Source organism: Streptomyces sp. NPDC001492 (genome assembly GCF_053597275.1).
The window spans coordinates 153,161-175,548 of sequence record NZ_JBSFHW010000021.1; the positions used below are offsets into that span (position 1 = coordinate 153,161).

The 22,388-nt window shown below is 70.7% G+C and carries 25 protein-coding genes; 20 read left to right on the forward strand and 5 right to left on the reverse strand.

Annotated features, from left to right (window positions below):
- Window positions 1-198: 198 nt before the first annotated feature.
- The 16 genes from ACWC1K_RS26305 to ACWC1K_RS26380 all read left to right on the forward strand — a co-directional run bounded on the left by ACWC1K_RS26305 (window position 199) and on the right by ACWC1K_RS26380 (window position 11,835).
- Window positions 199-546, forward strand: a complete 348-nt coding sequence (locus ACWC1K_RS26305; protein ID WP_450834750.1) for an SH3 domain-containing protein — start codon at window positions 199-201, stop codon at window positions 544-546.
- 61 nt (window positions 547-607) lie between these two features.
- Window positions 608-1,066, forward strand: coding sequence for a hypothetical protein (locus tag ACWC1K_RS26310; protein ID WP_450834751.1), 459 nt, complete (start codon window positions 608-610; stop codon window positions 1,064-1,066).
- The gene (locus ACWC1K_RS26315) at window positions 1,063-1,503 is read left to right on the forward strand and encodes a hypothetical protein (protein ID WP_450834752.1); all 441 of its coding nucleotides are present in this window, start codon (window positions 1,063-1,065) and stop codon (window positions 1,501-1,503) included. The genes ACWC1K_RS26310 and ACWC1K_RS26315 overlap by 4 nt, the downstream gene beginning before the upstream one ends.
- Before the next feature lie 11 nt (window positions 1,504-1,514).
- The gene (locus tag ACWC1K_RS26320; RefSeq protein ID WP_450834753.1) at window positions 1,515-1,937 is read left to right on the forward strand and encodes a hypothetical protein; all 423 of its coding nucleotides are present in this window, start codon (window positions 1,515-1,517) and stop codon (window positions 1,935-1,937) included.
- A 30-nt stretch (window positions 1,938-1,967) separates the two neighbouring features.
- Window positions 1,968-2,858, forward strand: coding sequence for a winged helix-turn-helix transcriptional regulator (locus tag ACWC1K_RS26325; RefSeq protein ID WP_450834754.1), 891 nt, complete (start codon window positions 1,968-1,970; stop codon window positions 2,856-2,858).
- Window positions 2,855-3,370 carry a hypothetical protein gene (locus ACWC1K_RS26330; protein WP_450834755.1) on the forward strand — a complete coding sequence of 172 codons (516 nt, stop codon included), beginning with the start codon at window positions 2,855-2,857 and terminating at the stop codon, window positions 3,368-3,370. The genes ACWC1K_RS26325 and ACWC1K_RS26330 overlap by 4 nt, the downstream gene beginning before the upstream one ends.
- On the forward strand, window positions 3,367-4,608 hold the full coding sequence (locus ACWC1K_RS26335; protein ID WP_450834757.1) for an MFS transporter: 1,242 nt from the start codon (window positions 3,367-3,369) through the stop codon (window positions 4,606-4,608). The genes ACWC1K_RS26330 and ACWC1K_RS26335 overlap by 4 nt, the downstream gene beginning before the upstream one ends.
- A gap of 32 nt (window positions 4,609-4,640) precedes the next feature.
- On the forward strand, window positions 4,641-4,979 hold the full coding sequence (locus ACWC1K_RS26340) for a hypothetical protein (protein ID WP_450834759.1): 339 nt from the start codon (window positions 4,641-4,643) through the stop codon (window positions 4,977-4,979).
- 94 nt (window positions 4,980-5,073) lie between these two features.
- The gene (locus tag ACWC1K_RS26345) at window positions 5,074-6,294 is read left to right on the forward strand and encodes an ATP-grasp domain-containing protein (protein ID WP_450834797.1); all 1,221 of its coding nucleotides are present in this window, start codon (window positions 5,074-5,076) and stop codon (window positions 6,292-6,294) included.
- On the forward strand, window positions 6,291-7,454 hold the full coding sequence (locus tag ACWC1K_RS26350) for an MFS transporter (protein ID WP_450834760.1): 1,164 nt from the start codon (window positions 6,291-6,293) through the stop codon (window positions 7,452-7,454). Before ACWC1K_RS26345 ends, ACWC1K_RS26350 begins: the two co-directional genes overlap by 4 nt.
- Window positions 7,451-8,104 carry an HAD-IA family hydrolase gene (locus ACWC1K_RS26355; protein WP_450834762.1) on the forward strand — a complete coding sequence of 218 codons (654 nt, stop codon included), beginning with the start codon at window positions 7,451-7,453 and terminating at the stop codon, window positions 8,102-8,104. The genes ACWC1K_RS26350 and ACWC1K_RS26355 overlap by 4 nt, the downstream gene beginning before the upstream one ends.
- Window positions 8,105-8,158: 54 nt before the next feature.
- A complete protein-coding gene (locus ACWC1K_RS26360; RefSeq protein ID WP_450834763.1) occupies window positions 8,159-9,034 on the forward strand; it encodes a DUF317 domain-containing protein in 876 nt (291 codons plus the stop codon).
- Window positions 9,035-9,067: 33 nt separating this feature from the next.
- Window positions 9,068-9,544 (forward strand): hypothetical protein, encoded by a 477-nt coding sequence (locus ACWC1K_RS26365; protein WP_450834764.1) that lies wholly within the window; start codon window positions 9,068-9,070, stop codon window positions 9,542-9,544.
- Between the two features lie 26 nt (window positions 9,545-9,570).
- The gene (locus ACWC1K_RS26370; RefSeq protein WP_450834766.1) at window positions 9,571-10,065 is read left to right on the forward strand and encodes a hypothetical protein; all 495 of its coding nucleotides are present in this window, start codon (window positions 9,571-9,573) and stop codon (window positions 10,063-10,065) included.
- Between the two features lie 58 nt (window positions 10,066-10,123).
- Window positions 10,124-11,146, forward strand: coding sequence for a SpaA isopeptide-forming pilin-related protein (locus tag ACWC1K_RS26375; protein ID WP_450834767.1), 1,023 nt, complete (start codon window positions 10,124-10,126; stop codon window positions 11,144-11,146).
- A gap of 209 nt (window positions 11,147-11,355) precedes the next feature.
- On the forward strand, window positions 11,356-11,835 hold the full coding sequence (locus ACWC1K_RS26380; RefSeq protein WP_450834798.1) for a GFA family protein: 480 nt from the start codon (window positions 11,356-11,358) through the stop codon (window positions 11,833-11,835).
- A gap of 63 nt (window positions 11,836-11,898) precedes the next feature.
- Here the strand turns inward: ACWC1K_RS26380 and ACWC1K_RS26385 are convergent, their stop codons facing one another.
- From ACWC1K_RS26385 to ACWC1K_RS26395, 3 genes are read right to left on the reverse strand one after another with little or no spacing between them, the layout of a single operon-like run.
- Window positions 11,899-15,027 (reverse strand): error-prone DNA polymerase, encoded by a 3,129-nt coding sequence (locus ACWC1K_RS26385; RefSeq protein ID WP_450834768.1) that lies wholly within the window; start codon window positions 15,025-15,027, stop codon window positions 11,899-11,901.
- Between the two features lie 13 nt (window positions 15,028-15,040).
- Entirely contained in the window at window positions 15,041-16,537 is a 1,497-nt protein-coding gene (locus ACWC1K_RS26390; RefSeq protein WP_450834769.1) for a DNA polymerase Y family protein, read from the reverse strand.
- 31 nt (window positions 16,538-16,568) lie between these two features.
- On the reverse strand, window positions 16,569-17,228 hold the full coding sequence (locus tag ACWC1K_RS26395; RefSeq protein ID WP_450834771.1) for a hypothetical protein: 660 nt from the start codon (window positions 17,226-17,228) through the stop codon (window positions 16,569-16,571).
- 249 nt (window positions 17,229-17,477) lie between these two features.
- On the opposite strand from ACWC1K_RS26395, the gene ACWC1K_RS26400 reads away from it, so the two are divergent.
- Complete coding sequence (locus ACWC1K_RS26400) at window positions 17,478-18,209, forward strand: hypothetical protein (RefSeq protein ID WP_450834773.1); 732 nt, start codon at window positions 17,478-17,480, stop codon at window positions 18,207-18,209.
- A 247-nt stretch (window positions 18,210-18,456) separates the two neighbouring features.
- Here the strand turns inward: ACWC1K_RS26400 and ACWC1K_RS26405 are convergent, their stop codons facing one another.
- Window positions 18,457-19,443 (reverse strand): ATP-dependent DNA ligase, encoded by a 987-nt coding sequence (locus tag ACWC1K_RS26405; protein ID WP_450834775.1) that lies wholly within the window; start codon window positions 19,441-19,443, stop codon window positions 18,457-18,459.
- 298 nt (window positions 19,444-19,741) lie between these two features.
- Window positions 19,742-20,569 (reverse strand): SDR family oxidoreductase, encoded by an 828-nt coding sequence (locus ACWC1K_RS26410; RefSeq protein ID WP_450834777.1) that lies wholly within the window; start codon window positions 20,567-20,569, stop codon window positions 19,742-19,744.
- 209 nt (window positions 20,570-20,778) lie between these two features.
- On the opposite strand from ACWC1K_RS26410, the gene ACWC1K_RS26415 reads away from it, so the two are divergent.
- The 3 genes from ACWC1K_RS26415 to ACWC1K_RS26425 all read left to right on the forward strand — a co-directional run bounded on the left by ACWC1K_RS26415 (window position 20,779) and on the right by ACWC1K_RS26425 (window position 22,302).
- The gene (locus ACWC1K_RS26415; RefSeq protein ID WP_450834779.1) at window positions 20,779-21,150 is read left to right on the forward strand and encodes a DUF317 domain-containing protein; all 372 of its coding nucleotides are present in this window, start codon (window positions 20,779-20,781) and stop codon (window positions 21,148-21,150) included.
- 104 nt (window positions 21,151-21,254) lie between these two features.
- Complete coding sequence (locus ACWC1K_RS26420) at window positions 21,255-21,536, forward strand: hypothetical protein (RefSeq protein ID WP_450834800.1); 282 nt, start codon at window positions 21,255-21,257, stop codon at window positions 21,534-21,536.
- A 79-nt stretch (window positions 21,537-21,615) separates the two neighbouring features.
- Complete coding sequence (locus ACWC1K_RS26425; protein ID WP_450834781.1) at window positions 21,616-22,302, forward strand: DUF317 domain-containing protein; 687 nt, start codon at window positions 21,616-21,618, stop codon at window positions 22,300-22,302.
- The last annotated feature ends 86 nt before the right edge of the window (window positions 22,303-22,388 follow it).

Below are 22,388 nucleotides of genomic sequence, written 5' to 3' on the forward strand. Positions count from 1 at the left end.
CCCTCTAAACCACTGGCATTTCGTCTTCCTGCCCCAGCGAAATGCCATCAGCCGTGTGCGAGGCGGCGCGGAATATAGCACGCAATCCCCGGTTACCGAAACCGGGGATTCTCCGGACTCTTGTTCTCAGCCCGCACGGCACCCGCCTGGGGCTGCTTCTCCCGTATGCCCTTTCCTCGAAATGGAGCTCAATTCCCCATGCGCTCAACCCGCATAGCCATCTCCGCCGCGCTGCTCGGCGCCCTCACGCTGCCGCTGCCGCTGGCCTTCACCACCACCGCGAGTGCCGCACCCGCGCAGGCGCCCTCCGTGATCGACCCGACCTGCACCAAGCCCGGACCGTGGACGCTCAGCACCAAGGCCGTCACCATCCGCGCCAAGGCGTCCGTCAACTCCGAGGCACTCGGGATTCTGTACCGGGGCCACAAGTTCACCGTGCACAAGACCAGCGGAAATTGGCGCTACATCACCGACAGGACGACCGGCGTCAAGGGCTGGGTGTCCGCCAAGTACGTCTACCGCCCGGCCGGCGTGTGCCTGGACTAGCCCACCGGCGCCCCATTTCCCATTCCTGCACCGGAATTACCGAAACGAAGGGAATTTCTTCGTGCTCGACGCCAGCGACGACGTGATGGGCGTCATCACCGAGCGCATCGAGGACCGATTCCAGATGCCGCTCGCCGACCTGCGCCGGGCTGTTGAGGCGGCACCCCAGGCCGATCCCGAGGCCACCACCGTCGTGCACTGGTACGGCCTGCTCGCCGAAACGCAGCAGGCCCTCAACACCGCGGAGGACGCGCTCGTCGAGGCGCTGGGCACTCAGCCGCCCGACGTACTCGACGACCCCGTCATGGAGTTGGCCCACCAGGTCAACGCCGCTGTCGCCGCCCGCGACGGCCGCGTCATGGTCGTGAAGTACCTCCTGGACCCCGACGCTCCCGGCAAGCGCGGACCCGGGGTGTGGCGCGGCGCGTCTGCCGCCGCCCGCCGCGCCCCGGCCCTGCCTACCTCTGCGCCCACGCTGCCCAGTGCGCGGACCACTACGGCGCGCGGGGCCACGCGGTGAGCGTCATCAAAAGGTCCAGCAGCCGTGATGCGGCACTGCAGGAAGCGTTCGGCGCCGAAGCAGCCGACCTGTACGCGCAGGCAGCCCGCGGCGAGGCGAACACTGCACTCCAGCGGGCACTGGAACTGCGCAGCTTCCTCGCGGTCGCCGAGGAGCAGGTGGCCCGTGTCCGTGACCGCATCCATGCCGCCACGGCCGCCGACGGCGACATGGACGACCTGTCCGCCGCCGCCATGCGGATGGACGCCCAGTGGCTGGAGGCGGCTCTGGCCGGCCGGAACGGCTACACCGCCGCACTCGACGAGCTGCTGCGCACCATGCCTCCGCCGACCGAAGTAGCGGTGTCACGCCTCGGGTTGAGCCCCAAGATCGCCGCCACCGCTCCGCCCGCCCCGGCAGCATCCCGCGCCGGGGCGGTGCGGGCCCGACGTCCCTGAAAGTCCACCGATTGCCCCCGTCCGACCCCTCGTCCCACGCCGTTTCCCAGCTCGTCGCCCAGCGCATCGAGGCGCTGTTCGGACAGCCGCTCGCTGAACTCGAAGCGCTCGCCGGCGCCACTCCCGAGACCACCCTGCTCGGCGCCTTGACCGGCACCCACAGCGACCTGGTCCTCGCCGAACGCAACATCGCCTTCCAAGTTCAGCGGCTGCGCGAACTCACCGCCCCCGAGCGGGAGATCGGCCGGTTTGACGCCGGTCACATCCTCGACTGCGCCCGGCGTATCGCCGAGTCCGTCGCCGCCCGCGACGCCTACGCCAAGAGCACCAGCGCGGTCCTGGGCGGCCTGCGCCGCGTGTCCGCCCCGGACGCCCACCCGCCGGCTGCGCCGGTACCCGCTGCCCCGGCGGCGACCACCTCCCGCACCCGCTGATCCACCCGTACCGCTTGAGGAGCCCCCTTCTTGGCCACCACCGCGCCGCCCGCCACACCGAACGATCTCTTGGGCGTCACCAAGACCCTGGACCTGCTCGCTCCGCGCTGGAGTGTGTGGGTGCTGATGACCGTCTCCTCGCAGCCGCTGCGCTACGCCGAGTTCAAGCCGAGGCTTCCATGGCTGGCGGACGGGCAGCTCCACCCCCGGCTGCGTCACCTCACGAATGCCGGCGTCATCGAGCGTACGGAGTACGCGCCGCGCCATGTCACCTACGGCCTCACCAGCCGCGGTGCGGCGCTGCTGCCCGTCCTCGCGGTGATCGCGTCCTGGGGCGACAGGTACCTGGAGAAGGAGATGGTCGCCAACAAGCACAACGGCGAGGTGGAGTTCGAACGGATCGCACCGGCCCAGAACATCGAAGACGCCGTTGCGCTGCTCGTGCCGAGGCACGCCACCCCGATCCTGTGGTCCCTGCAGGCCCGGGGCACGGCGACCGCCAAGACCCTGGCGACCGAAGCCATGCCCGGCTACGGCCTGACCGCCGTCTACAAGCCGCTGGAACGCCTGGTCGACGACGGCCTCGTCACGCCCACCGGAACCGGCGGATACCGGCTGACCGCGAGCGGCCGGGCACTCGCCCCCGTCTTCCAGGCGATCTCCGCTTGGGCCACCGCCCCGGTCTCCGAAGCCGATGCCCGTCGCCCTCGGGAGCTGAGCGGCGCCCCGTCGCAGAACCGTTCCGGCCCGTGGGCTACCACCCCGACTCGCCTTCCGGCGCCGCCAGTTCCGGCCCCAGCGACCGCTCCTTCCGCCCTGACGACCACGCCTGCGGAGGGTCCGGCGTGGAAGTCCGGCGACCTCTTCTCCCACCAGATACCCGCCCGCCCGATCTCCCCGGCAGGAGGCCCGCGCCGATGACCCGCCCCCTGCCCCAGACCCTCCTGCACGAACGCCGCGCGATCCGGACCCTGACCCTGCCGGGCCTAATCCGACTGGTCACCGAGATCGACGACAACGGCCCCATCAGCCACCGCCGCGGCTCCCTGCAGAGCGCCTTCGGCGACCTCACCCCCGGGCAACTGCGCCATGCCATCGACGTCGCACGCGACCTCGGCCTGATCCACGCCGACGAACAGGCCCCCGACCGCTACCGTCTCACCGCGAGCGGCGAGGCCCTGGCCGAGGTGTACGACACCGCGGCCCGCTGGGCCCGCGCCCGTCATTTCCCCGACACCAGCACCGACTTCGTCACCCGCGTCCAGCACACCCTCCCGCTGCACAGCCGCAGCCCGCACGCGTCCGGCTCAAGTCTGGAACCGTCGGCGCCGCAGGAGGCCCTGGCCGAGTTTCTGCAGGCGAACCCCCGCGTCCTGCACCACGCCGACGCCCGCTCCGCGCCGCTGCCGGCGGAAGCGGGGCGCGCTGCGTGAGATCCCGTGTCGGACCGCGGCATGCCCGCCGCCCGGTCCCCACTGTGCTGCGCGGCATCTACCTGCCGCGCAGCACGGACGCCGCCGCGTTCGCCATGGCCACGTACGGCATCCCGCTGCTGGTCCTGGCCACCACCAACTCGGCAGCCCTGACCGGACTTGCCTTCGCACTGGAATGGGTGCCGAGGCTGGGGGCGTTCGCCTTCGTCGGCGCCCTGGTCGACCGTCATGGCACCACCGCGGTGCTCCGCTCCGCCTCCGTTGCCCGCGCCCTGGTCGTCCTGGTAGCTGCGCTCCTCCTAGCTCCGCAGGAGGCGGGGCTCGGGGAGACGGCCACCGTCATGGTGCTCGCCGCGTCCACCGGGATCCTCACCGAGTGCGCGTACATCGCGGCCGAAACTGCGGGCGGGGTGGCCGGTCGTGCGGCCGGCGCCCGCGCGCACCGGGTGCAATCCGTGCTGCTCGGCATTGACCAGGTCGCCACCCTGTTCGGCCCCGCCCTGGCCGGCCTCCTGCTCCAGTGGACCGGTGCCAGCGGCATGCTGCTGGTGATCGCCGTCTTCTCCTTGCTCACCAGCGTCCTGGCCCCGCGCCAGTACCTCCGCCCGGAGCCCGCCGCAGTGCCGTCTGTCGGCAAGGGGCTGCGCACCGGTTGGTCGACCTTGCGGGCACTGCCGGCGCTCGGCTGGCTGGTGGCCGGACTGACCGTGTCCAACCTGGCCGTCGGCCTGCTGCAGGCCGCAGCCCCTGTGATCATCGTCAAGCAGCTCGGCCACTCCACAGCCGACGTCGGGTTCATCTGGTCCATCGCGGCCGTCGCCTCGCTCGGCGCGGTCGTGCTGTGCCGCCGGGCGATTGACCGCTTCGGCCTGTGGCCGGTCGGCGTCGTGTCCGCCACGATCGCCGCTACCGCCTGCCTGGCCGTCTCCTTCGCCGGCACCTACCACGCCTATCTGGCCCTGATCGCCGTTCTCATGGTCGGCGAGGGCGGCATGACCGTCGTGCTGCGCACCCTGCGCTCCCGCCTCATCCCCACGGACGTATTCGGCGCCACCCTCTCCCTGACGATCTTGGTGCTGCTGCTGCCCTTCCCGCTGGCCGGCGTCCTCGTCGCCGTGGTGCCGCCCGCCCAGCTCGGCCACGTCATCACCGGCTGCGCCGTGCTCCAGGCCGCGGGCCTGTTCACCGCCTTCGCCCGGCTGCGCACCACCCCCGCCCTGCGCGCCTCCTTCGCCTGACCGACTTCCTGCACACCTCACGGAGACCCGCCATGCCCCTGCCTCACGCCCCGGCCGACCAGGTGGTCCTGCCGATATCCCGACCGTCGCTTCGAGCAGGATCGCGCCCCACGCTGACCGACCGGTTCCTGGCCTTCGACGCCGAGCACCCCTACGTCTACCGCGCGTTGGAGCGCCTGACAGCCGATCGGCTTGCCACCGGAGCTACCCGGGTCGGGCTGAAGGCGCTGTTCGAGGACCTGCGCTGGCAGCTGCCCGCGGGAGTGCGCGGGCTGAACAACTCCTTCACCGCCCTGTACGCCCGAAAGCTGATCGAGGACCACCCGCACTGGGCGGGTGCCTTCGAGCTGCGGCGCCGCCGCACCCTCTGACCCCGGCCGTGTGCCGTCAACCTCCTTTGTCCTGCCACTGTTTGGAGCCTTGTTGTCCTCTCGCCCCGTCGTCCTGGTTGTCGCAGCCGCCGACATGGAGGCCCAGCTGTACCGCGGCACCTGCCTGGAAAACGTCGCCGCCCACTACGACGTCGTCCTGATCTCGGGCGCCGAGCCGACCTGGGAAAAGGAGTTCCTCCTCGACTACGCCGTCGTCGACCCGACCAACCTGGCGGCACTCGCCACGGCTGGGCGCGCGCTCGCCGAACGGTATGAGCTGGCCGGCGTGGTGACGTGGACCGAGTGGTACCTCGTCCCGGTCGCCCGGTTCGCCCGCCAGCTCGGCCTGCCCACCACGGCTCCGGAAGCCCTCCAGAGCTGCCGCAACAAGCACACGAGCCGAAGCCTGTTCGCCCGCCACGGAGTGCCCTCCGCCGTATCCGTCAGCGTGCGTACCGAGCGGGAGGCGACCGATGCCGCTGCGCTGATCGGCTATCCCGTCGTTCTCAAACCCGCCGCCCACGCCGCGAGCATGGGCGTCATCCGCGTCGATTCCGCCGACGACTTTCCGGCCGCGTACGCCCTCGCCGCGCGCACCGCCGGCCACGGGGTGGAGAGCACCCAGGTCCTGGTCGAGGAGTACCTCGACGGCCCGGAGGTGAGCGTCGAGTGTGTCACCCACCGGGGCCAGACCACCGTGGTCGCCGTCACCCGCAAGACCGTCGGGATGCGGCCCTTCTTCGAGGAGCTGGCGCACGTGGTCGACGCGAACGACCCGTTGCTCGCCACCGTGGCACCGGTCGCCGTCGCGGCCCTCGACGCCGTCGGCATCACCGACGGCGTCAGCCACGTCGAGATCCGCATCGTCAACGGCCGGCCCCGCCTAATCGAGGTCAACGCGCGCATCGCCGGCGACATGATCGGCCACCTCGTCCACCTGGCCACCGGCGTCGATCTCGCCCGGGCCGCCGCCGACATCGCCTGCGGACGTACCCCCGACCTGACGCCCACGCGCCGCCAGGCTGCCGCGATCCGCTTCATCTACCCCGCCTACTCCGGCACCCTGACCGCCTGCCGTGTCGCGAAGCCCACCGGGGGAGTGGAGCGCGTGCGTTTCCAACGACAGCCCGGAGACCAGCTCGTGCTTCCCCAGGACGGCGGCAACTTGTTCACCGCCCGCATCGGCTATGTCATCACCACCGGGCCGACCGCTACGGCCGCCCAGGACCGCGCCCAGGAGGCGTACCGCCACCTCGACGTCCAGGTGGCCGCCGCCACGCAGACGGCTCCGGCCACCGGGGAACAAGCCGCGTGAGGAAGACCGTCGCGATCGAGGTGGTGCGCAGCCGCCGCTTGCTGACCGGGTACTTCGCCGGCCTGGGCGTGGTGATGGCCGTATTCGGGGCCCGCATGCCCGCCGTCCAGGCCGCCGCCGAGGCGAGCACCGGAGGGCTTGCCCTGGTCCTGCTGGCCGCCGCCCTCGGCATGGTCGCCGGACTCCAGACGGGTGGGCGCCTCGCCCGCCCGACCCGCCTGCCCGCGCTGCTGACCGGCGGCGCCATCGCTCTCGCCGCCTGGCTCGCCGTCCTCGGGGCCTGCTCCAGTCTGGAAAGTCTGTGCGCGGCGGCGTTCGTCTTCGGCGTCGCACACGGCGTCCTCGACGTCACGGCCAATGCCGCGGCGGTCCGCTGTCAGGACGCCCACGGCTACCCCATCATGGGTCGGCTGCACGCGAGTTACAGCCTCGGCGCCCTCCTCGGCGCCGCGCTGGCCGCGGCCACCACCCACACCTCGCACACCGTTCTGTTCACCGGGGTCGCCATCTGCGCCGCGGTGGCGGCCGGAGCTACGACGGCTCCGACCCGGACTCTCGTCAGCTTGGGACTCAAGCCCGCTCACAATCCTGCTGCACAGGGCTCGGGCGAACGCGGGGGCCAGTCGCGGCCCCGGGTGTGGCTGCTGGGCGTCCTGGCGGCGGCAGCATTGCTGGGCGAGGGCGCTGCTGCCGACTGGGCTGCCGTCCACCTGCACGACCTCGGCGCGACGGCCGCGACCAGCGCTGCGGCGTTCGGCTTCTACAGCGCCGCCATGGCCGCAGGCCGCCTTGCCGGTGACCGGCTCACCGCCCACTTCGGTGCGTCAGCCGTCGTACGCGCCGGCGCCGCTTTGGCCGCGCTCGGCCTCGCCACCGGACTGGCCGGCTCCACCATTGCCTTCGCCCTGTTCGGCTGGGCGGCCTTCGGCCTGGGCCTGTCCGTCACCATCCCCAGCCTGATCACCGCCGCAGGCGCTGGCGGACCCCGCGCGGTCGCCACCGTCGCGGTCACCGGCTACGCCGGCCTGCTCGCCGGCCCCGCCCTCATCGGCGCCCTCGCCACCCTCACCGCCCTCCCAAACGCGCTGCTGCTGCCCGCCCTCCTCGCCGTAACCGTCGCCGCCCTCGCCCCCAAAGCCCTGGAGAGAACGACCCCTTGACCCGCACCTCCGACTCCCGGACCGGCGTAGAAGCCCTGATCCTCGACTACAACGGGGTTGCCGGCCTGCACCCCCCGGCTGCCATGTGGACCCGCCTGGCCGACCTCGCCGAGTGGCCCGACCGGCATCTCCCCTCGTTCCAGGACGCCTTCTGGGCTCCCCGCAACCCCTACGACGCAGGGCAACTGAGCGATCTCGCCTACTGGGCCAAGGTGCTCGGTCATCACCCCGGCCCGCGCTGGCTGCGCACCCTGCGCGATGCCGACACCGCCATGTGGACCCGCACCGACCCGCACGTCCTTGACATCCTCTACCGCGCCTGGGCCGCGAGGCTGCCGATGGTTTTGCTCTCCAACGCCCCGGCCCACCTCAGCGACGTCCTGGACGCCACCGACTGGCGGCGCGACCTGATGACCGACGCCCTGTTCTCCGCCCGCCTGGGCCGGTGCAAGCCCGACCGGGCCGCGTACGAACACGCCCTGGCCGCCACCGGCGCCGACGACCCGGCACGCGTGCTGTTCGTCGACGACCGCGAGGACAACTGCCGGGCCGCCGCCGAGCTGGGCCTGCGCACCCTCCACTACACCGGCCAACCCGCCGATCTGGAAGAGCAGTTGTTGCCCGCCCTGGCGGACAGCATCGGTTCCTGACGGCTGGCCGCTCTCCCCGCTCTGCTTCCCATCAGCCCCGACCCCAGGACTTTCGTGCCCAACAGTGAAGAGATCGACGGCGACGTCTATGTATCCCCGCGCTACCTGGCTGGCAGCACCTGGACCGGAGACCCCGCTCTGGAGCCGCTCCTCGCGCTCGGCTTCGACCTCCGTCACGACGAGCTCGGCAACGTCTATGTCACTGCCCCCGACCACCGCGTCCGACTCGGCTATCTGCCCGAGGGAGACGATGACGGACTGTGGCGGATCAACGCCTACCGCGACCGGTTTGGCCCGCCCGCATGGGGTGTGAGCTTCAACGACGAGGCGCCCACGGAGTTCGTCGCCGCCTTCACCACCGCCCTAGCCCAGGCGTACACCGTCGGCCCCGATACCTACCTCGCCGAGCCCGATCTCACAGACCCTGAACTCGGTGCCTTCGACGCCGTCGTCCCGCTCATCAAGAACGGCTGGCAGTTCCAGCACCCGCGCTGGGGGGTGATGGAACTGCAGTCCCCCGATGGGATGGCCACGTGCGAGTACGCCACCGGCCGCCTCGACGCCGAAAGGGAACTCACCACCCTTGAGGCCCGATGGCACCTGTGGGGCGGACCGAAGAACGGGTACGCCTGCTGGTACGCCACCGCCACCACCAACACCCCAACAGCCCTGGTGAAGGCCATCACCCAGAGCGTGTCCGACCCGGAACCCCTGCCGCGCTGGAGGGACTCGATGCTCCCCGGGCTGCGGGAGGCCGCACAGCTCACTCCTGTGACACCGCCTGCGCCCCCCGTTCCGACCCCGCTGGACATCCGACGGACCGCCCCCCGTCGTGCGCCAGCGCTGACCACGCGCAGCATCCCGCGCTGGAGCACCACGACAACTCCGTCGGCAGCCCTGCCCACCCGAAGCTCCGGCCCTCGCCGCTGACCGACCAGATCCCCTCCGTCCGAGAGAGGCGCTTTGGCTCTGCACGCCCAGCAGTTCTTCGACGACGTCATCGAACTGTCCCTCCACCAGTACGCCATCGTCGGCGACGCCCTCTACGCAGTCCCGCAGCCGAACTCGCCGCTGCGGCTACGCATCGACTTCGCCCCCAGCATCCGCCACGGCGAATACGACGGACTGCTCCTGCGTGTCATCCACCCCGAGCAGGGCGTCCTCGACACCGCGATCCTCCGCTTCGCAGACCATGGCACCTTCACCCGCCGCGACACGGCCCGCGACCTCGTACCCGGCCGAGACGGCTACGCAGTCATCCGCGACTGGCACGCCCACAGCAGTCTGCCGCCGTGGCACGGCGCGGACGGCACGGGGCTACGTACCGCGATCGAGCAGTACGCCCACTTCTGGTTCCCGCCACCTGCCGCGTCCCGACCGGCAGCCCGACCCGTCGCCCCGCCCACACCCACCACCGGGGCCTCGCCCCGCACCCGCTAAACCGCCTACCACGCCATGGAGTCTGGATGTCCCCGCCCCACTGGTTCCGCTCGCACCGACGGCCACCGGCGCCGACTGCCGCGGTCCCCGGCCCGCCTGCGCCTGCGGGCCCGAACGGTTTCTGGATCACCGACCCCGACTTCCGCGACCGGCTGCACAGCGCGACGCTGACCCTCCTCGACATCGTCGAGGACTGCCTCAACGACGACCTCCCGCTCACCGACATCCTCGACGGCGCCCGCGACCACGCCGAGCACCTGCTCGGCGTCCCCCGCACCTACGGCATCCTCGTCGAAGCCGAGGCCGCCGCACAGATCGTCCAGGCCGCCGGCCTGGACGTCGGATCCCCCTTCGGCCTGGCCATCGCCCAGGGCCTGGCCGGCATCACACAACTGCCTGTCGAGCGGCAGCAGCAACTTGTCCGCGCCGCCGCCCGCCGCTACGCGATCACCGCACCCTCCCGTTCAGTAAACGGACCGCCCACGTCGCCCCCGCGCCCGGCGCCGGGCCGCTCTCGCTGAACCACTGACCCACATGCCTGCCTTGCCTGTTCCCTTGTATTCCTTGGAGAGTTCCTTCTTGCGTATCCGTTCCGCTCGTACCCTCCCGGTCGCTGTTGCCGTCGCCGCCACGGTGACCGGCAGCCTGTCCTGGGCGCCGACCGCCTCGGCCCAGAACACCGATCCCACCCCGTCCGCATCCACGTCCCCGACTCCGCGCAACGCAGCCGAGCCGGAGACCGGCGGCGTGGCCATCCTGAAGAAGGACCCCGCCGGCGACGTGCTCGCCGGCGCGTCCTTCACCCTCCTCGACTCCGCGGGCACGGAGGCCGCCACCGGCAAGACCGACACCCAGGGCAAGCTCGCCTTCACGGACCTCGCACCAGGCGTCTATCGCCTCAAGGAGACCTCCAGCGGCAGCAACCTGTACGACACGGTCGACGACCAGGACGTCATCGTCACCCCCGCCACGGACACCCCGCTCACCATCGTCGACCCGTTCAAAGCCGCCTCGGTCCTGCTGAAGGCCAAGGACGACAAGACCGGCAAGCCGCTCGCCGGATCCACGGTCAACATCGGCAGCGGCGGCACGACCCTCCTGACGCTGACCACTGGGTCCGACGGCACGGCCAGCGGCAAGTTGCCCGTCAACTCCCGTACGGGCAGTGACTTCTGGGTCAAGCAGGTGAAGGCACCCGCTGGCTACGACCTCTACAAGCCCTCGAAGGCATTCAAGGCCAAGCCGGGCGGCCCCGTGACCGTGACCGTAACCAACGCCAAGACTGCCACCAGCCCGCCGTCCACGGAAAAGCCGAGCGGCAGGCCCACTGAGAAGCCGAGCGGCGAGCCCTCCGCGGACAAGCCCGGCAAGGACGAGGACGCCCCGGCGCCGTCCGCATCGGGTACTCCAACCTCTGGCGAGGCCACATCGAGCACTGCGGCGCCCGCTCCCACCGGCGCGCTCGCGCACACCGGCGCCGACGCCACCCCGTGGCTGATCGGCGGCGCCGGAGCTCTGATCGCCGCCGGCGGAGGCGCCCTCTTCGCGGCCCGTCGGCGACGCACGGACAGTTCCACCGACGACGGCTCCACCTCCAGCTGACCTCACCCGCAGCACCCATGACAAACCCCCAGGAATCGATTGATTCCGGGGGCTTTGTCATGGGTGCTTATCCGATGCGAGCGGGGGCGAGGCGCCACACGTGGCCTGTGCGTAGTGCGACGTCGAACCGTGAAGGCTCCTACGGATGTTCGCCTTCAAGGGTGGACTCGCCATCCCGTTGGGGTCGGCTGGTGCCGAACACCAGCGCGATGTCGCTGCGGTGCGGCACACTGCCGCCGGAATCAACTCATCCGCGCCAAAGGAGCCGCCCCGTGGCCGAGCGAATCGTCGTCCCCGACCTGTGGACTGGGCGCTGCCAGTGCGGCGACCACATGTATGAGGCGTACGGGATCCCGGACGACCCCCACCTGTGCTCGTGCGAGCACTGCACTCGCCTGTCCGGGGCGCCAGCGATGGCATGGGTGGGGTTTCGAAGAGACGCTCTGAAGTGGACAGGCCCCGGAGGAGAGCCGGCGTACTTCTCCACCTGGCCGACACTGCACCGAGGGTCCTGCCGCCGTTGCCACACCCAGCTCATCTCTATCGCGGACGGCTCGGACATGATCATGGTGACGATCTTCAGCCTCACCCGGAGCACCGAATTGACCCCGGTCGGACACAGCTACCGCGATGCGGCGGCGCCCTGGATGGCCATCACGCTCGCGCCCGACCCGCAGCGCCGGGCGTGATGCCCGATGGGCTTCACGATGACCTGTGGCGGGCGCGGGTGAAGCCTCGTTTCCCTCGGATCGTCACCTGAAGCGCCCTGGCTGATGAGCCCGAGCAGGGCCCGCGAGGGCATGCGCGCGGTGCACGATCATGTTGACCGAGCCGCGGTCTCGCTCGATGTGCCCCTCCAGCAGCACTGCAGGGGCGCCGAGAACTGCCTCTCGCGTGCGTTCCCAGACCGGGGGAGAGAAGACCAGGTTGATCATGCCGGTCTCATCTTCCAGGGCGCCGAACGCAACTCCCCTGGCCGTCGGGGGCCGTTGGATGTACTTGGCCAGTCCGCCGACCCGCACCCGGGTCTGGTCGGCCAGGTCACGGGCCTCGTGCGCAGGCTGAGCCCCGTGTGAGGCCAGCAGAGCACGGAGGTGCTGCGCGGGGTGGTTGGTGGCGCTGGCGCCGGAGGCGTCGAGGTCGGCGGCGGTGGCCTCGGCCGCGGTCATAACCGGCAACTCCGGCGCGGGCGCCAGGTCGTCCAAGCCCGGAAGGACGTCCTGGATCTCACCGGTATAGGCGCCGGCCGACCACAGGGCGGTGCGCCGGTCCACGCCGAGGCCATCGAACGCCCCGGCGGTGGCCAGCTGCTCCATCAACTTCGCCGACAGCCGCGTGCGGCGGGCAACGTCGGCCACCGAGCGAAACGCCGCAGCGCCGCGCGCGGTCAGGATGTGCTCGGCGATCTCCTCGCTGATCCCGGTCACGGAGGTCAGCCCGCGGCGGATCGCCGGCCGCTGCTCCGGCTGGTCGGCGTGAGGCTCCAGCGTGGCGTGCACGCCGGAGCGCTGGATGTCGACACTGCGGACCTCGATGCCATGGTGCTTGGCATCCTGAATGAGCGTCTGGGAGTCGTAGAATCCCATCGGGAGATGCGCCATAATCCCCGCTAGCAAGGCGTGCGGAAAGTGGTATTTAACCCAGGCGCTGGCATAAATGATGCCCGCCATCGACTGGGCGTGAGACTGCGGGAATCCATAATCTGAGAACGCTTCTATCATGCCCGCAATGCGCTCGGAGGCGGCCTGGTCGATGCCCTTGGCGGCCATCCCGGCAAGCAGCCGTCCGCGCAGCTGTGCCACCCTTTCGGGAGAATGCTTGGCGGCCATCGCCTTACGGAGACGGTCCGCCTCGCCCGGGGTGAAACCAGCACAGTCGATAGCCAGAGCCATGGCCTGCTCCTGCCACAAAGCGACCCCGAGCGTTTTGGAAAGCGCTGGTTCTGCAAGCGGATGCGGATAGGTCACTGGCTCCAGACCGGCACGCCGCCGCAAATACGGATGCTTTGATCCCGCCATGATTGGGCCCGGCCTGATGATCGAGGCGGCCACCGCGAGGTCCTCGAAACACCGCGGCTGCAACTGCGGCAGTGTCGAGACCTGCGCCCTCGACTCAGCCTGGAACACGCCAATGGTCCGACCTGCGGCAATCATGGCGTACACGTCCGGGTCGTCCTGCGGAATCGAGGCCATGTCCAGGCTGATTCCGTGGTGTTGGGCAATGAGGTCGCACGCAGTGTGCAATGCGGCCAGCATGCCCAATCCCAGGATGTCGATTTTCAGGAGTCGGGCAGATGCGACGTCGTCTTTATCGCCTTGCAGGACCGAGCGTCCTTCTCGGGTGGCCCATTCGACCGGCATGATTTCCCCGATGGGCTGGCGGGTAAGCACCATTCCTCCCACGTGGATTCCCAAATGCCGGGGCAAGGTATGCAGTTGCGCGGCGAGGGAGCGCACGTCGCCGGGGATGTCGGCCTCCGGCCCTGGTGGTTCGTGGTGAATGTGGCGGGTCATTTCATTGATCCGCGCCGTGGGGTAGCCGAGGGCGCGCGCGGCATCCCGCACACTGAGGCGAGGTTGGTAGGTGATGAGGTTCGCGACCTGGGCGCAGTGTGACCTGCCGTATTTGGCGTACAGGTACTGGATCACCTCCTCCCGGCGGTCGTTCTCGAAATCGATGTCGATATCCGGGTCGGTCTTTTCGGCGTGCAGAAATCTCTCAAAGAGCAGGCCGTGCTTGAGCGCGTCGACGCTGGTGATGCCCAGCGCGTAGCAGACCACCGAGGAGGCGGCGCTGCCGCGCCCCTGGCACCAGATCCCCTGCTCGGCCGCGTACCGCGTGATGTCCCAGCAGATCAGGAAGTAGCCGGGCATGCCCATGTCGGTGATCACGGACAGCTCGTAGTCGAGCTGCTTCCAGGCCGCGCCGGCTGCCGGGTCGGTGCGCGGCCCGTAGCGGCGGGCGCAGCCTTCTTCGGCGAGGTGACGCAGATAACTTTCGGGGGTGTGCCCGGCGGGCACCTCGAAGTCCGGCAGCTGCGGGCGCAGTTTGCTCAGGTCGATGACACTGTTGCGGGCGAGGTCGACAGTGGACGCGACGGCCTGCGGGTAGCGGGCCATCAGGATGCTCATCTCCTCGGCGGTGCGCAGATGCGCCGTCGGGGCCGGCGGCAGTTCCCCGATGGCGGTGTCGAGGTTCTCGCGGCGGTGCAGTGCGGTCAGCGCCGCCGCCAGCCGCGCCGAGCGCGGGGCCGCGTACCGGACCGCGTTCGTGGCCACCACCGGCAGCCGCCATCGCTGCGCCGCCGCGTGCAGGGCGGCGTTGCGTGGACCGTCTTCGGGCAGTCGGTGATCGACGAGTTCGGCGTGCAGATGGGTGCGGCCGAAGAGGTCCACCAGCCGGTCGATGCGTGCGTGGACGGCGTCGCTGTCATAGGCCGCCTCGCCGACGACGGGGCAGCCGGTGAGGATCGCCCACTCTCCCTCGTACGCGGCAGCCGCGAGCGCGTCGAGGTCGTAGACCGGCGCGTTCTTGGCGCCCGCCAGCTGCCCAGCGCTGATCGCCGCGGACAGGCGGGTGAAGCCCAGCAGGCTGCGGGCAATCACCACGATCGACCCGAGGTCCTTGTCGAGGGTGAGTTCGGCGCCGTAGATGGTGCCGATGCCGTATGCGCCGGCGGCCTCCGCCAGACGTCTCGCGCCGTACAGCCCGTTGGTGTCGGTGATCGCCAGAGCCTCGACGCCGAGGCGGACGGCCTCGGCGACCAACGCCTCCACGTGGTTGGCGCCGAAGAGGAACGAACTGGCGGAGTGCACGTGCAACTCTGCCCAGCCGCCGTCCACGGGCGTCGGCGCGGCACGCGTCCCGGGGAAGTTCAGCACCCTCCCGCGAGGGTCAGCCATAGAGGGCCTCCACCGCCCACCGGCCGTCCTGGATGTGCAGCAGCCAGGCACGACCGTCCGCGCAGGCGACCTGAAGACGCGCCAGGCGACGGGCCTGCGCAGGGATCCACCAGTCCTCCAGCACCGGCCACGGCCCGGTCCACCCGGTCACCGCCACCGGCGCGGCGCCGTCGACCGACAGCGTGGCCGGCGCCTGGGTGAGCAGGGTGCGTCCACTCACCCCGACCATGCCGCCCTCTGCCCCAACCAACTGAGCGGGGCGCGGGGTCGGGTAGACAACCGCCGGATGCGGGGCCGGCAGCCGGCCCGGCCACGTCCCCTCGACCAACGGGCGCGCACGTGCATCGCCGTACGGGATGTGCACGATCCGCTCGCCCGGCCCGCGGCCTCCGGCGAGTTCTGGGCGCACCACCGCGCGATGGCCGAGCATCGCCTGCAGCTGTCCTGCGGCGTGCTCCAGTTCCTCCGGCGCGATCCGAGGCCCGAACAGCAACGACTGCCGACCGGTGGCCGCCGACAGCCCCTCCGGGATAAGGCGCAGTGCGGTGATCCCCGCCACGGAGGCGTCGAGCTGCCCGGTCTCGGCCCAGGCGGCGATCTGCCAGCGCACGCGCTCGGCCACCGCCAGCGCAGAAAGCCGACCCTCGTGCCGCCACACCCTCGACAGGCGCCGCTCACCCGTCAGTTCCGCTTCGACCTGCAGCCTGGCGCACACCGCGCCGGCTCCCGCAAGGCGGACGTGAAGCTGTTCCGCGAGGGCTTTGGCGATGAACGCGACCGGCTCAAGATTGTCCTCGGGCGGCTCAAACGCCTCGGCCACGCTGTAGTCCACGTCCGCCCCCGACGTGTTGAGCGGCCGGGCCTCCAAGCCCCTTGCGGTGCGCTGGGCCGCGGCGGCATCGTGGCCGAACCGACCCAGCACCCGATCACTGGGCAGCGCCGCGAACGCCCCCAAGGTGGTGATGCCCAAGCGGGGCAACAGCTGAGACAGACGCGGGCTGCCCAACACCCCCACCGGATACGGAGCCAGAAACTCGGCCGTCTGCCCAGCCGGCACCAGTTGGCCGACCCGTCCGGCGCGTACCGCCAGGGCGGCGGCGAACACGGTGTCCGCCGCGCCGGTACGTGATTCGATCCCGGCGTCGGTGAGCACGGTGGTGATGTGCTCCACGAGGGCCGGCTCGCCGCCGAAGTACCGCGCGGGTCCGCGCGCGGGCAGGGCGATCAGACCGGGGCGCAGGACCTCCATGTGCGGTGCGATCCGTTTCTCCAGCAGGCGCAGCACCGGCTCGAACGCCCGCGTCTCCGCTTCGGGGTCCCGGTCGAGCAGCCTGAGCTGGGGGCAGCGCCCGGATGCCTGGCGTACCCGCATCCCCCGCTTCACCCCCTGCCGGCGGGCCTCCTTCGAACAGGCCAGCACCCGCTCCCGCGCGATGATCGCCACAGGTTCGGCGTGATCCGCACCCGCAGCCACCACCGGCCAGTCCATCACCCAGATCACTAGCGCACGCACGGCCGACTCACCCCGCGGTGACGGGCCGCAGCGGCACCACATCCGCGTCCAGGCCGGCAGCGGGCTCGGCAATGAGCGCTACCGAGCCCTCCGGCCCCGGCAGCCACACCTCGGCTTGCCGCGGCTGCGCCGCCGCGCCCCGACCGGCCACCATCAGACGCGCACGGCGGCCGGCGAGCAGACCGAAGCCGTCCCCGAGCCCCTCCCAGCGGGCCTCGGCCACCCGCAGCCGCAGCTGCGCCTCCGGCCAGTCCTGCCAGGTCAGCAACGTCGTACCGGAACGCCGAACGCGGGCCGCAATGCGGCGGCTGGTCCGCAGGGCCACATGCCCGACGGGGCCGAGCAGGACCACCGGCGCCGCCTCGCACACCATCGCCAGCACCTCGGGCCACCGCCGCCCCGGCTCAGGAACGGCCAGCCCGCACGCCAGATCCAGACCGGCATCCGACGCAGCCAGCCCGCCCAGCTGCGGCAAACCGACCGCCGCCCAGGCCCCGCCGTCGACCGCGGCCTCCGCGGCCAACGCGATCAGCAGGGGCAGATCGCCCCCGGCGCTCACCACCGCGCCGTGGGGCAGCTGCCCGCCCGGGAGCAGGCTGGAGAGCGTGCCGGACTGGACTCCGGTCGCCTCCGGAGTCCCTCGCTCACCAGGCGAAACGACGTGCATGAACACATGTTCGATTCCTTGTGCGAGAAATGCAAGCCGCCAAGGGGCATGCCACTCCCGCGAGCCTTCGCGACCGACTGCGGTTGACGGCTCCGGCCGGAGCCGTGGCGGTCTGGAACGACCACGGCGGGCGCCGGTCTGTTCGCTTTGCCCTGCCTGAAGTCGCCCGGCACCTCTCGCTTGCGCAGGGCAGCGCCCGCGGAGCGGACGAAGGGCAGTCGAACGCACGTGCCTCGCTACGCTGCCGCAGTGATCGAGTCCAAGTCGCTGCCCGGCGACCCCACCGAGCTGCACCTGCGCATCTCCTACGACGACGAACTCAGGGACACCCCGCAGGCCGACACGCTGGAGCGCTGGAACGTCGCCGTCCTGCACCGCCGCCGTACGCATGACGGCGGGCAGAGCCCGGAGGAGGGCAGGGGTTGCGCCACTGCAGGATGCCCGTCGTGCACGACGGAGGATGTGGCCGTCGGGGAGATGACCTTCTACCGGGTGCATCTCGACCGCGGCCGGAATGCCTACTGGGCCATGGAAGAGGTCTCCGAGGAGCTGTACGAGATCGCCCAGGTCCTCCTCGACCCGCAGACGGGTTCCTTCACCAGTGAGGTCGGCGAACTGCTGGAGTACGTCGGGTCCGCACTGCTCGTCATGGATCGCGTGACGCTGGATCCGCAGTGGCGCGGGCATGGCCTGGCGGCCGTACTCGGTTGCGAGGCGATTCACCGGCTCATGCCCGGCTGCCGGGCCATCGCCTGCTCACCCGGCATCACCGACCTCAGCAGTCAGCGTCTGACGGACCGATCCGAGTGGGATCGCGTGAATGCCAAGATCGCCCAGGGGTGGGAGCGCATCGGGTTCCGCCTGTACCGCGAAAACATCTATCTCCTGTCGCCGGCCTCGCAGGACCTGGAGGAGCAGCGCGGCGTACTTCGTGGGCAGCTCGCGGACCTCGGCGCGTCCTGGCGGACCACTGACTCTTGACGGACGCCGCTGCCCAGACGACGGAGGCGGTGCAGTCCTCGGACGTGGTGATCACCATGCGGTGAGGCGACGCCTGCCCGGTCTTCCCCGGCAAGCGGTACCCCTGGACTTGCCGACGTGGTCGACCTGGCGGGCCAGGGCGTCGAGGCTGTCCGACCGATCCGCGACGCCAATCGAGCAGCGGGTGCGCGGCCTGCGCGCCGAGCTCGGCATCCCCGCCGCCGCCCGACCGTCACGTCGGGCGCGGTCACGCGCCGAAGGGCGGAACCTGTTGCACGGTCAGGTCGTCGCGCAGCCGCAGGAAGCGGACGGGGTGCCGGTACAGGCCCGCATCGATCGCCGTGTCGGCCTGGAACTCCGCCACGAGGTCCGGCCGTACAGGGTGGTACTCCAATTCGCCGCGCGTACCCCAGCCTGCACTGAAGTGCCGCCCGTGCCAGGGGTGGTCGGGGGCGGCCGGATGCAGTTGGCGAGCAAGGTTGCGGCGTATGGCGGTGGGCAGGGGCGCGGTCCGGGCGATCAGCCGCAGGGTGCCGACGGCGTCGTACCGCGCCAGCAGCAGCGTGGCCGGGGACGCCAGCGCCCCGGTGATCCCACCGATCATTCCCTGCGAAGTGGTCCGGGAACGGACCTTGATCCAGGCCCTCTTCCCTGGCAGGTAAAGCTGTTGGCTGCCCTTGATCACCACACCTTCGATGCCGACCGTACCCCAGGCCGGGTCCAGCCAGTCCAACGCGGTCGCCCGGTCGGTCGTGGACGGGCACAGGGTGAACGGGGCGGCGAGCACGTCGCGGGCGAAGAGGTCCTCCAGGACCGCGCGCCGTTCGATATACGGCCGTCTCAGCAACTCGGTTCCCGCGGCCTCAAGCACGTCGAAAACGATCAAATAGGCAGGGCGGTCAGCCGCAGCCTGGACGGCGCTGCGGCCACGGCGACGGGCGCGGTTTTGGAGTTCACCGAAGTGCAGTCGCCCCGCATGCGGGACGACGAGCTCTCCGTCGAGCACGAGGGCCTCGACGAGGCCGGTGGCCGCCGCGGCGATATCGGGAAAGGCCGACGTGAGGTCGGCGCCCTGGCGGGACTGGACCATGACCAGACCGGGGCGCGCGAAGAGGATGGCTCGGAAGCCGTCCGGCTTCTGCTCCGCGAACCAGTTACGGGGCAGTGCTTCATCCGGCGGCAGCTGCCGCCGGGCTTCGGCCAGCATCGGCTCGATCGGAGGGGTCAGGGCCACACCGTCACATCTACGCCCAGCCGCCCTTCCGCGCGAGCTGGGCGAGACCGGGCGGCCCCAGGTCAGGGCCTCGATGGCGGGGCGGCTTGCCCGCCGGTGCCGCTTGCCCGGAGCATCCGCATCTCCGCCGACCTCGTCACCGGCTACCGCCTCGGCACCCGGACATACGGCTAAGGAACCGCCGACAACGGATGACCTGTGCTGCTCACGGGCTTCGAGGCGGAGAAACGTGCGGTGGCCTCGGGCCTTCCTGGGCTGGCCGACTACAGCCGAGTTCGCATCGCGTTGGACGAGGAACTCATGTCCCCAGGGCGAGGAACTGCCGGGCGCCGCGGAGCCTGGTCCGGAGCCGGTCCTGGGTGGCACGGCTGTCGAGCCGGACGTCGAGTGCTCCGGGAAGTGCGCTGTCGGCCCGCAGGCCGGCAGGGAGTTGGGAGGCGTCGAGCCCGTCACGCCGGGCGATGAGAGTGCCGAGTTCGTGGCGGCTCACGGCGTCGGTTCCTGCCAGGTGGTGGACGCCGGAGCGGTCGCTGGACGCGAGTTCCAGGAGGGCGGCGGCTAGGTCGTCGACGTGTACGGGGCAGCGGATGTCGTCGGTGAACAGGACACCGGTACGGGTGCCGGCCGCGAGGTCGTGCACTGCGCGTACGTGTTCCGATCGCCGGTCGCCGATGATCAGGGAGGTTCGTGCGACGACGGCGCCCGGGTGCACGAGGCGGACGCCGGTCTCCGCCGCGGCCTTCGCGGCGCCGTAGGGGGTGAGTGGGTCGGGGAGGCAGGACTCGTCGTAGTGGACGCGGACGCCGGAGAACACGGCGTCGCTGGATACATGGACCAAGCCGCTGCCGTGCTTCGCCGCGGTCATCGCCAGGCGGACCGGCCCCTCGGCCGTGACCGTCCAATCGGGTCCGCCGCTCGTGGCGTTGACGACCACGCGAGGTTCCACTTTGGCCATGACTGCTTCGATGCGGTCGACGTCGTGTAGGTCGAGGGCGTGCCAGGAGACCTCCGGAGTGCTGCCAGGCCGGGTGGCGAAGGTCGCTGCCGTCGCATGGCCCGCTACTGCTGCCTGGCGGACCAGCTCGGTGCCCAGGAATCCACTGCCGCCGATGATCAGGATGGTCATGGTGCGACACGGTAGAGGAGGTGCCATTTACCCGCTGGTGAGATTGATCAGACCCCGCTGAGACCGTGGGGCATGAGATCCCATATGTCCGAGGACAACACAGTTCGCCGGTGGCAGACAAGGAAGATCGTCCAAAGGACTGGTAGACGCCGCAACGTCATGTCAACCTGAACGACCTTCCGAAAATCCCAGGTCAGAGAGGTGATGCTGTGGCATTGGATGCAGCGCAACCCGGATTCGCCCAATCGGTCGCGGCCTTGCGGCTCCGCTCCTGGAAGCTCGGTGCCGGCCATGCGATGGAGGTGATCGACCAGTTCACCCAGGCCGACTTCACCCACATCGTCGATGACCGCGCCGACGTGCACATCAGCTCGCGCGATGGCCGGTTCTACCTCGGCTACTTCCCGAACGGCCGGCCCGGCGGCGCCGACGAGGACTGGGTGACGGGCGAGGGCTGGGTGATCGCGGTCACCGGCACCGCGAACGTCCCCGGCTACCGGATGGCCTTCGGCACGGACACGCCGGCGGAGATCGTCGCCGATGTCGTGGCTCGGATTTTGTCCACCTCCCGGCCCCTGTGACGGGCACGGCCCCTTCTCTGCACACGCGCCGCGTACCCTGCCTCTGCTCTCGCGGCCTCGCCCGTTAACGCTAGGAGAACGCTTTGGACCCGCATACGCCCGAGATGACCGTCGGTGACATCCTCGACCTGTTGTCCGCCTGCGACCGCGACACGCCCGTCCGTCTCGCGATCAACCCGTTCTTCCCCATGGCCCACCGTCTGGGGGGCGTGGAAAAGGCGGTGGACGAGCGCGGCCGGCCGCTGGTCTACATCGCCGAGTCGCCGGAGGCCCAGCAGTTCGGCCCCCTGCCGCCCGCTGTGGCCGTCGCTTTGACCTGGCAGGAGCCGGTCGAGGCGCCGCCGCGCCGTCGGCGCGGCGCGACCGGGCCAAACGACAGCCGGTGATTTACCCCTCGAACTGACGGAGGCGCCCCTGCACCCGCACCACCCCATCGACCCCTCCCACACCCATTCGCCGGACCCGATGTACTGGGTCACGCCGCGTCACCTGGCCGGCGATGACGGTGTCCTCGCCGAACGGATTGGCGACACTCTGGCCGACCTCGGCTGGCGCATGTGGCCGACCTCCCGTAACTCCCTGCTGTATGTGAGTCCCGATGGCCTGCGCGGCGCCGAGTGGATCCTCGCGGCCTACCCGTTCGAGCTGGGCGGCCTCCCGGTGGCCTGGCAGCTCTCTGCCCGCCCGCACTCTGCCTCGGCCCTGACCGAGTGGAACGCGTACTTCACTGCCGGCGTACCGCACGAGGCGCTCACCGACTTCCTGCTCGCGCTCGACGCGTGTGAGACCCCCGATGCCGGGCTCGATCGCGCCGAGTCGGTGCTCACCGCGCTTACCGCCCGGGGCTGGCTGCGCGACATGGACCGCCCGCGGACGACCGCCACCGACCCGAGCTTCTCCACGAACGTCTCGCTGGAGATGCTGCCGCAGCTCATCCACGACGCCGACCCCCGCGATGACCTTCTGGGCTGGCAGGCGTGGGCGGAGCCGGTGCTCGGGGCGGCGTACCTGTGGTGTGCGAGCTTCAGCGCGAGCGCCCCGCACGAGCTGGTCGCGGCCTTCGCCTCCTCGCTCGCCGCACCAGGCCCCGTACCGCGCCGCACGCTGCCCGAGGGAGCGGAGGACCGTCTCACCGTCGTACGCCGCGGCTGACGGGCAGCGCATAGGCGGAAACCGCGGCGGGGAAGCGACGCGGTGACGCCCTCGTTCAGGCCCGGTGGTTCCACTCCCTTCACGGG

Coding starts and splice junctions, on each gene's coding strand:
- ACWC1K_RS26410 (WP_450834777.1), bottom strand. CDS start 20,569: ATGACCATCCTGATCATCGGCGGCAGTGGATTCCTGGGCACCGAGCTG.
- ACWC1K_RS26380 (WP_450834798.1), top strand. CDS start 11,356: ATGTCGCTGCGGTGCGGCACACTGCCGCCGGAATCAACTCATCCGCGC.
- ACWC1K_RS26340 (WP_450834759.1), top strand. CDS start 4,641: ATGCCCCTGCCTCACGCCCCGGCCGACCAGGTGGTCCTGCCGATATCC.
- ACWC1K_RS26425 (WP_450834781.1), top strand. CDS start 21,616: ATGTACTGGGTCACGCCGCGTCACCTGGCCGGCGATGACGGTGTCCTC.
- ACWC1K_RS26305 (WP_450834750.1), top strand. CDS start 199: ATGCGCTCAACCCGCATAGCCATCTCCGCCGCGCTGCTCGGCGCCCTC.
- ACWC1K_RS26330 (WP_450834755.1), top strand. CDS start 2,855: ATGACCCGCCCCCTGCCCCAGACCCTCCTGCACGAACGCCGCGCGATC.
- ACWC1K_RS26420 (WP_450834800.1), top strand. CDS start 21,255: ATGACCGTCGGTGACATCCTCGACCTGTTGTCCGCCTGCGACCGCGAC.
- ACWC1K_RS26390 (WP_450834769.1), bottom strand. CDS start 16,537: ATGGACTGGCCGGTGGTGGCTGCGGGTGCGGATCACGCCGAACCTGTG.
- ACWC1K_RS26370 (WP_450834766.1), top strand. CDS start 9,571: ATGTCCCCGCCCCACTGGTTCCGCTCGCACCGACGGCCACCGGCGCCG.
- ACWC1K_RS26345 (WP_450834797.1), top strand. CDS start 5,074: ATGGAGGCCCAGCTGTACCGCGGCACCTGCCTGGAAAACGTCGCCGCC.
- ACWC1K_RS26395 (WP_450834771.1), bottom strand. CDS start 17,228: ATGCACGTCGTTTCGCCTGGTGAGCGAGGGACTCCGGAGGCGACCGGA.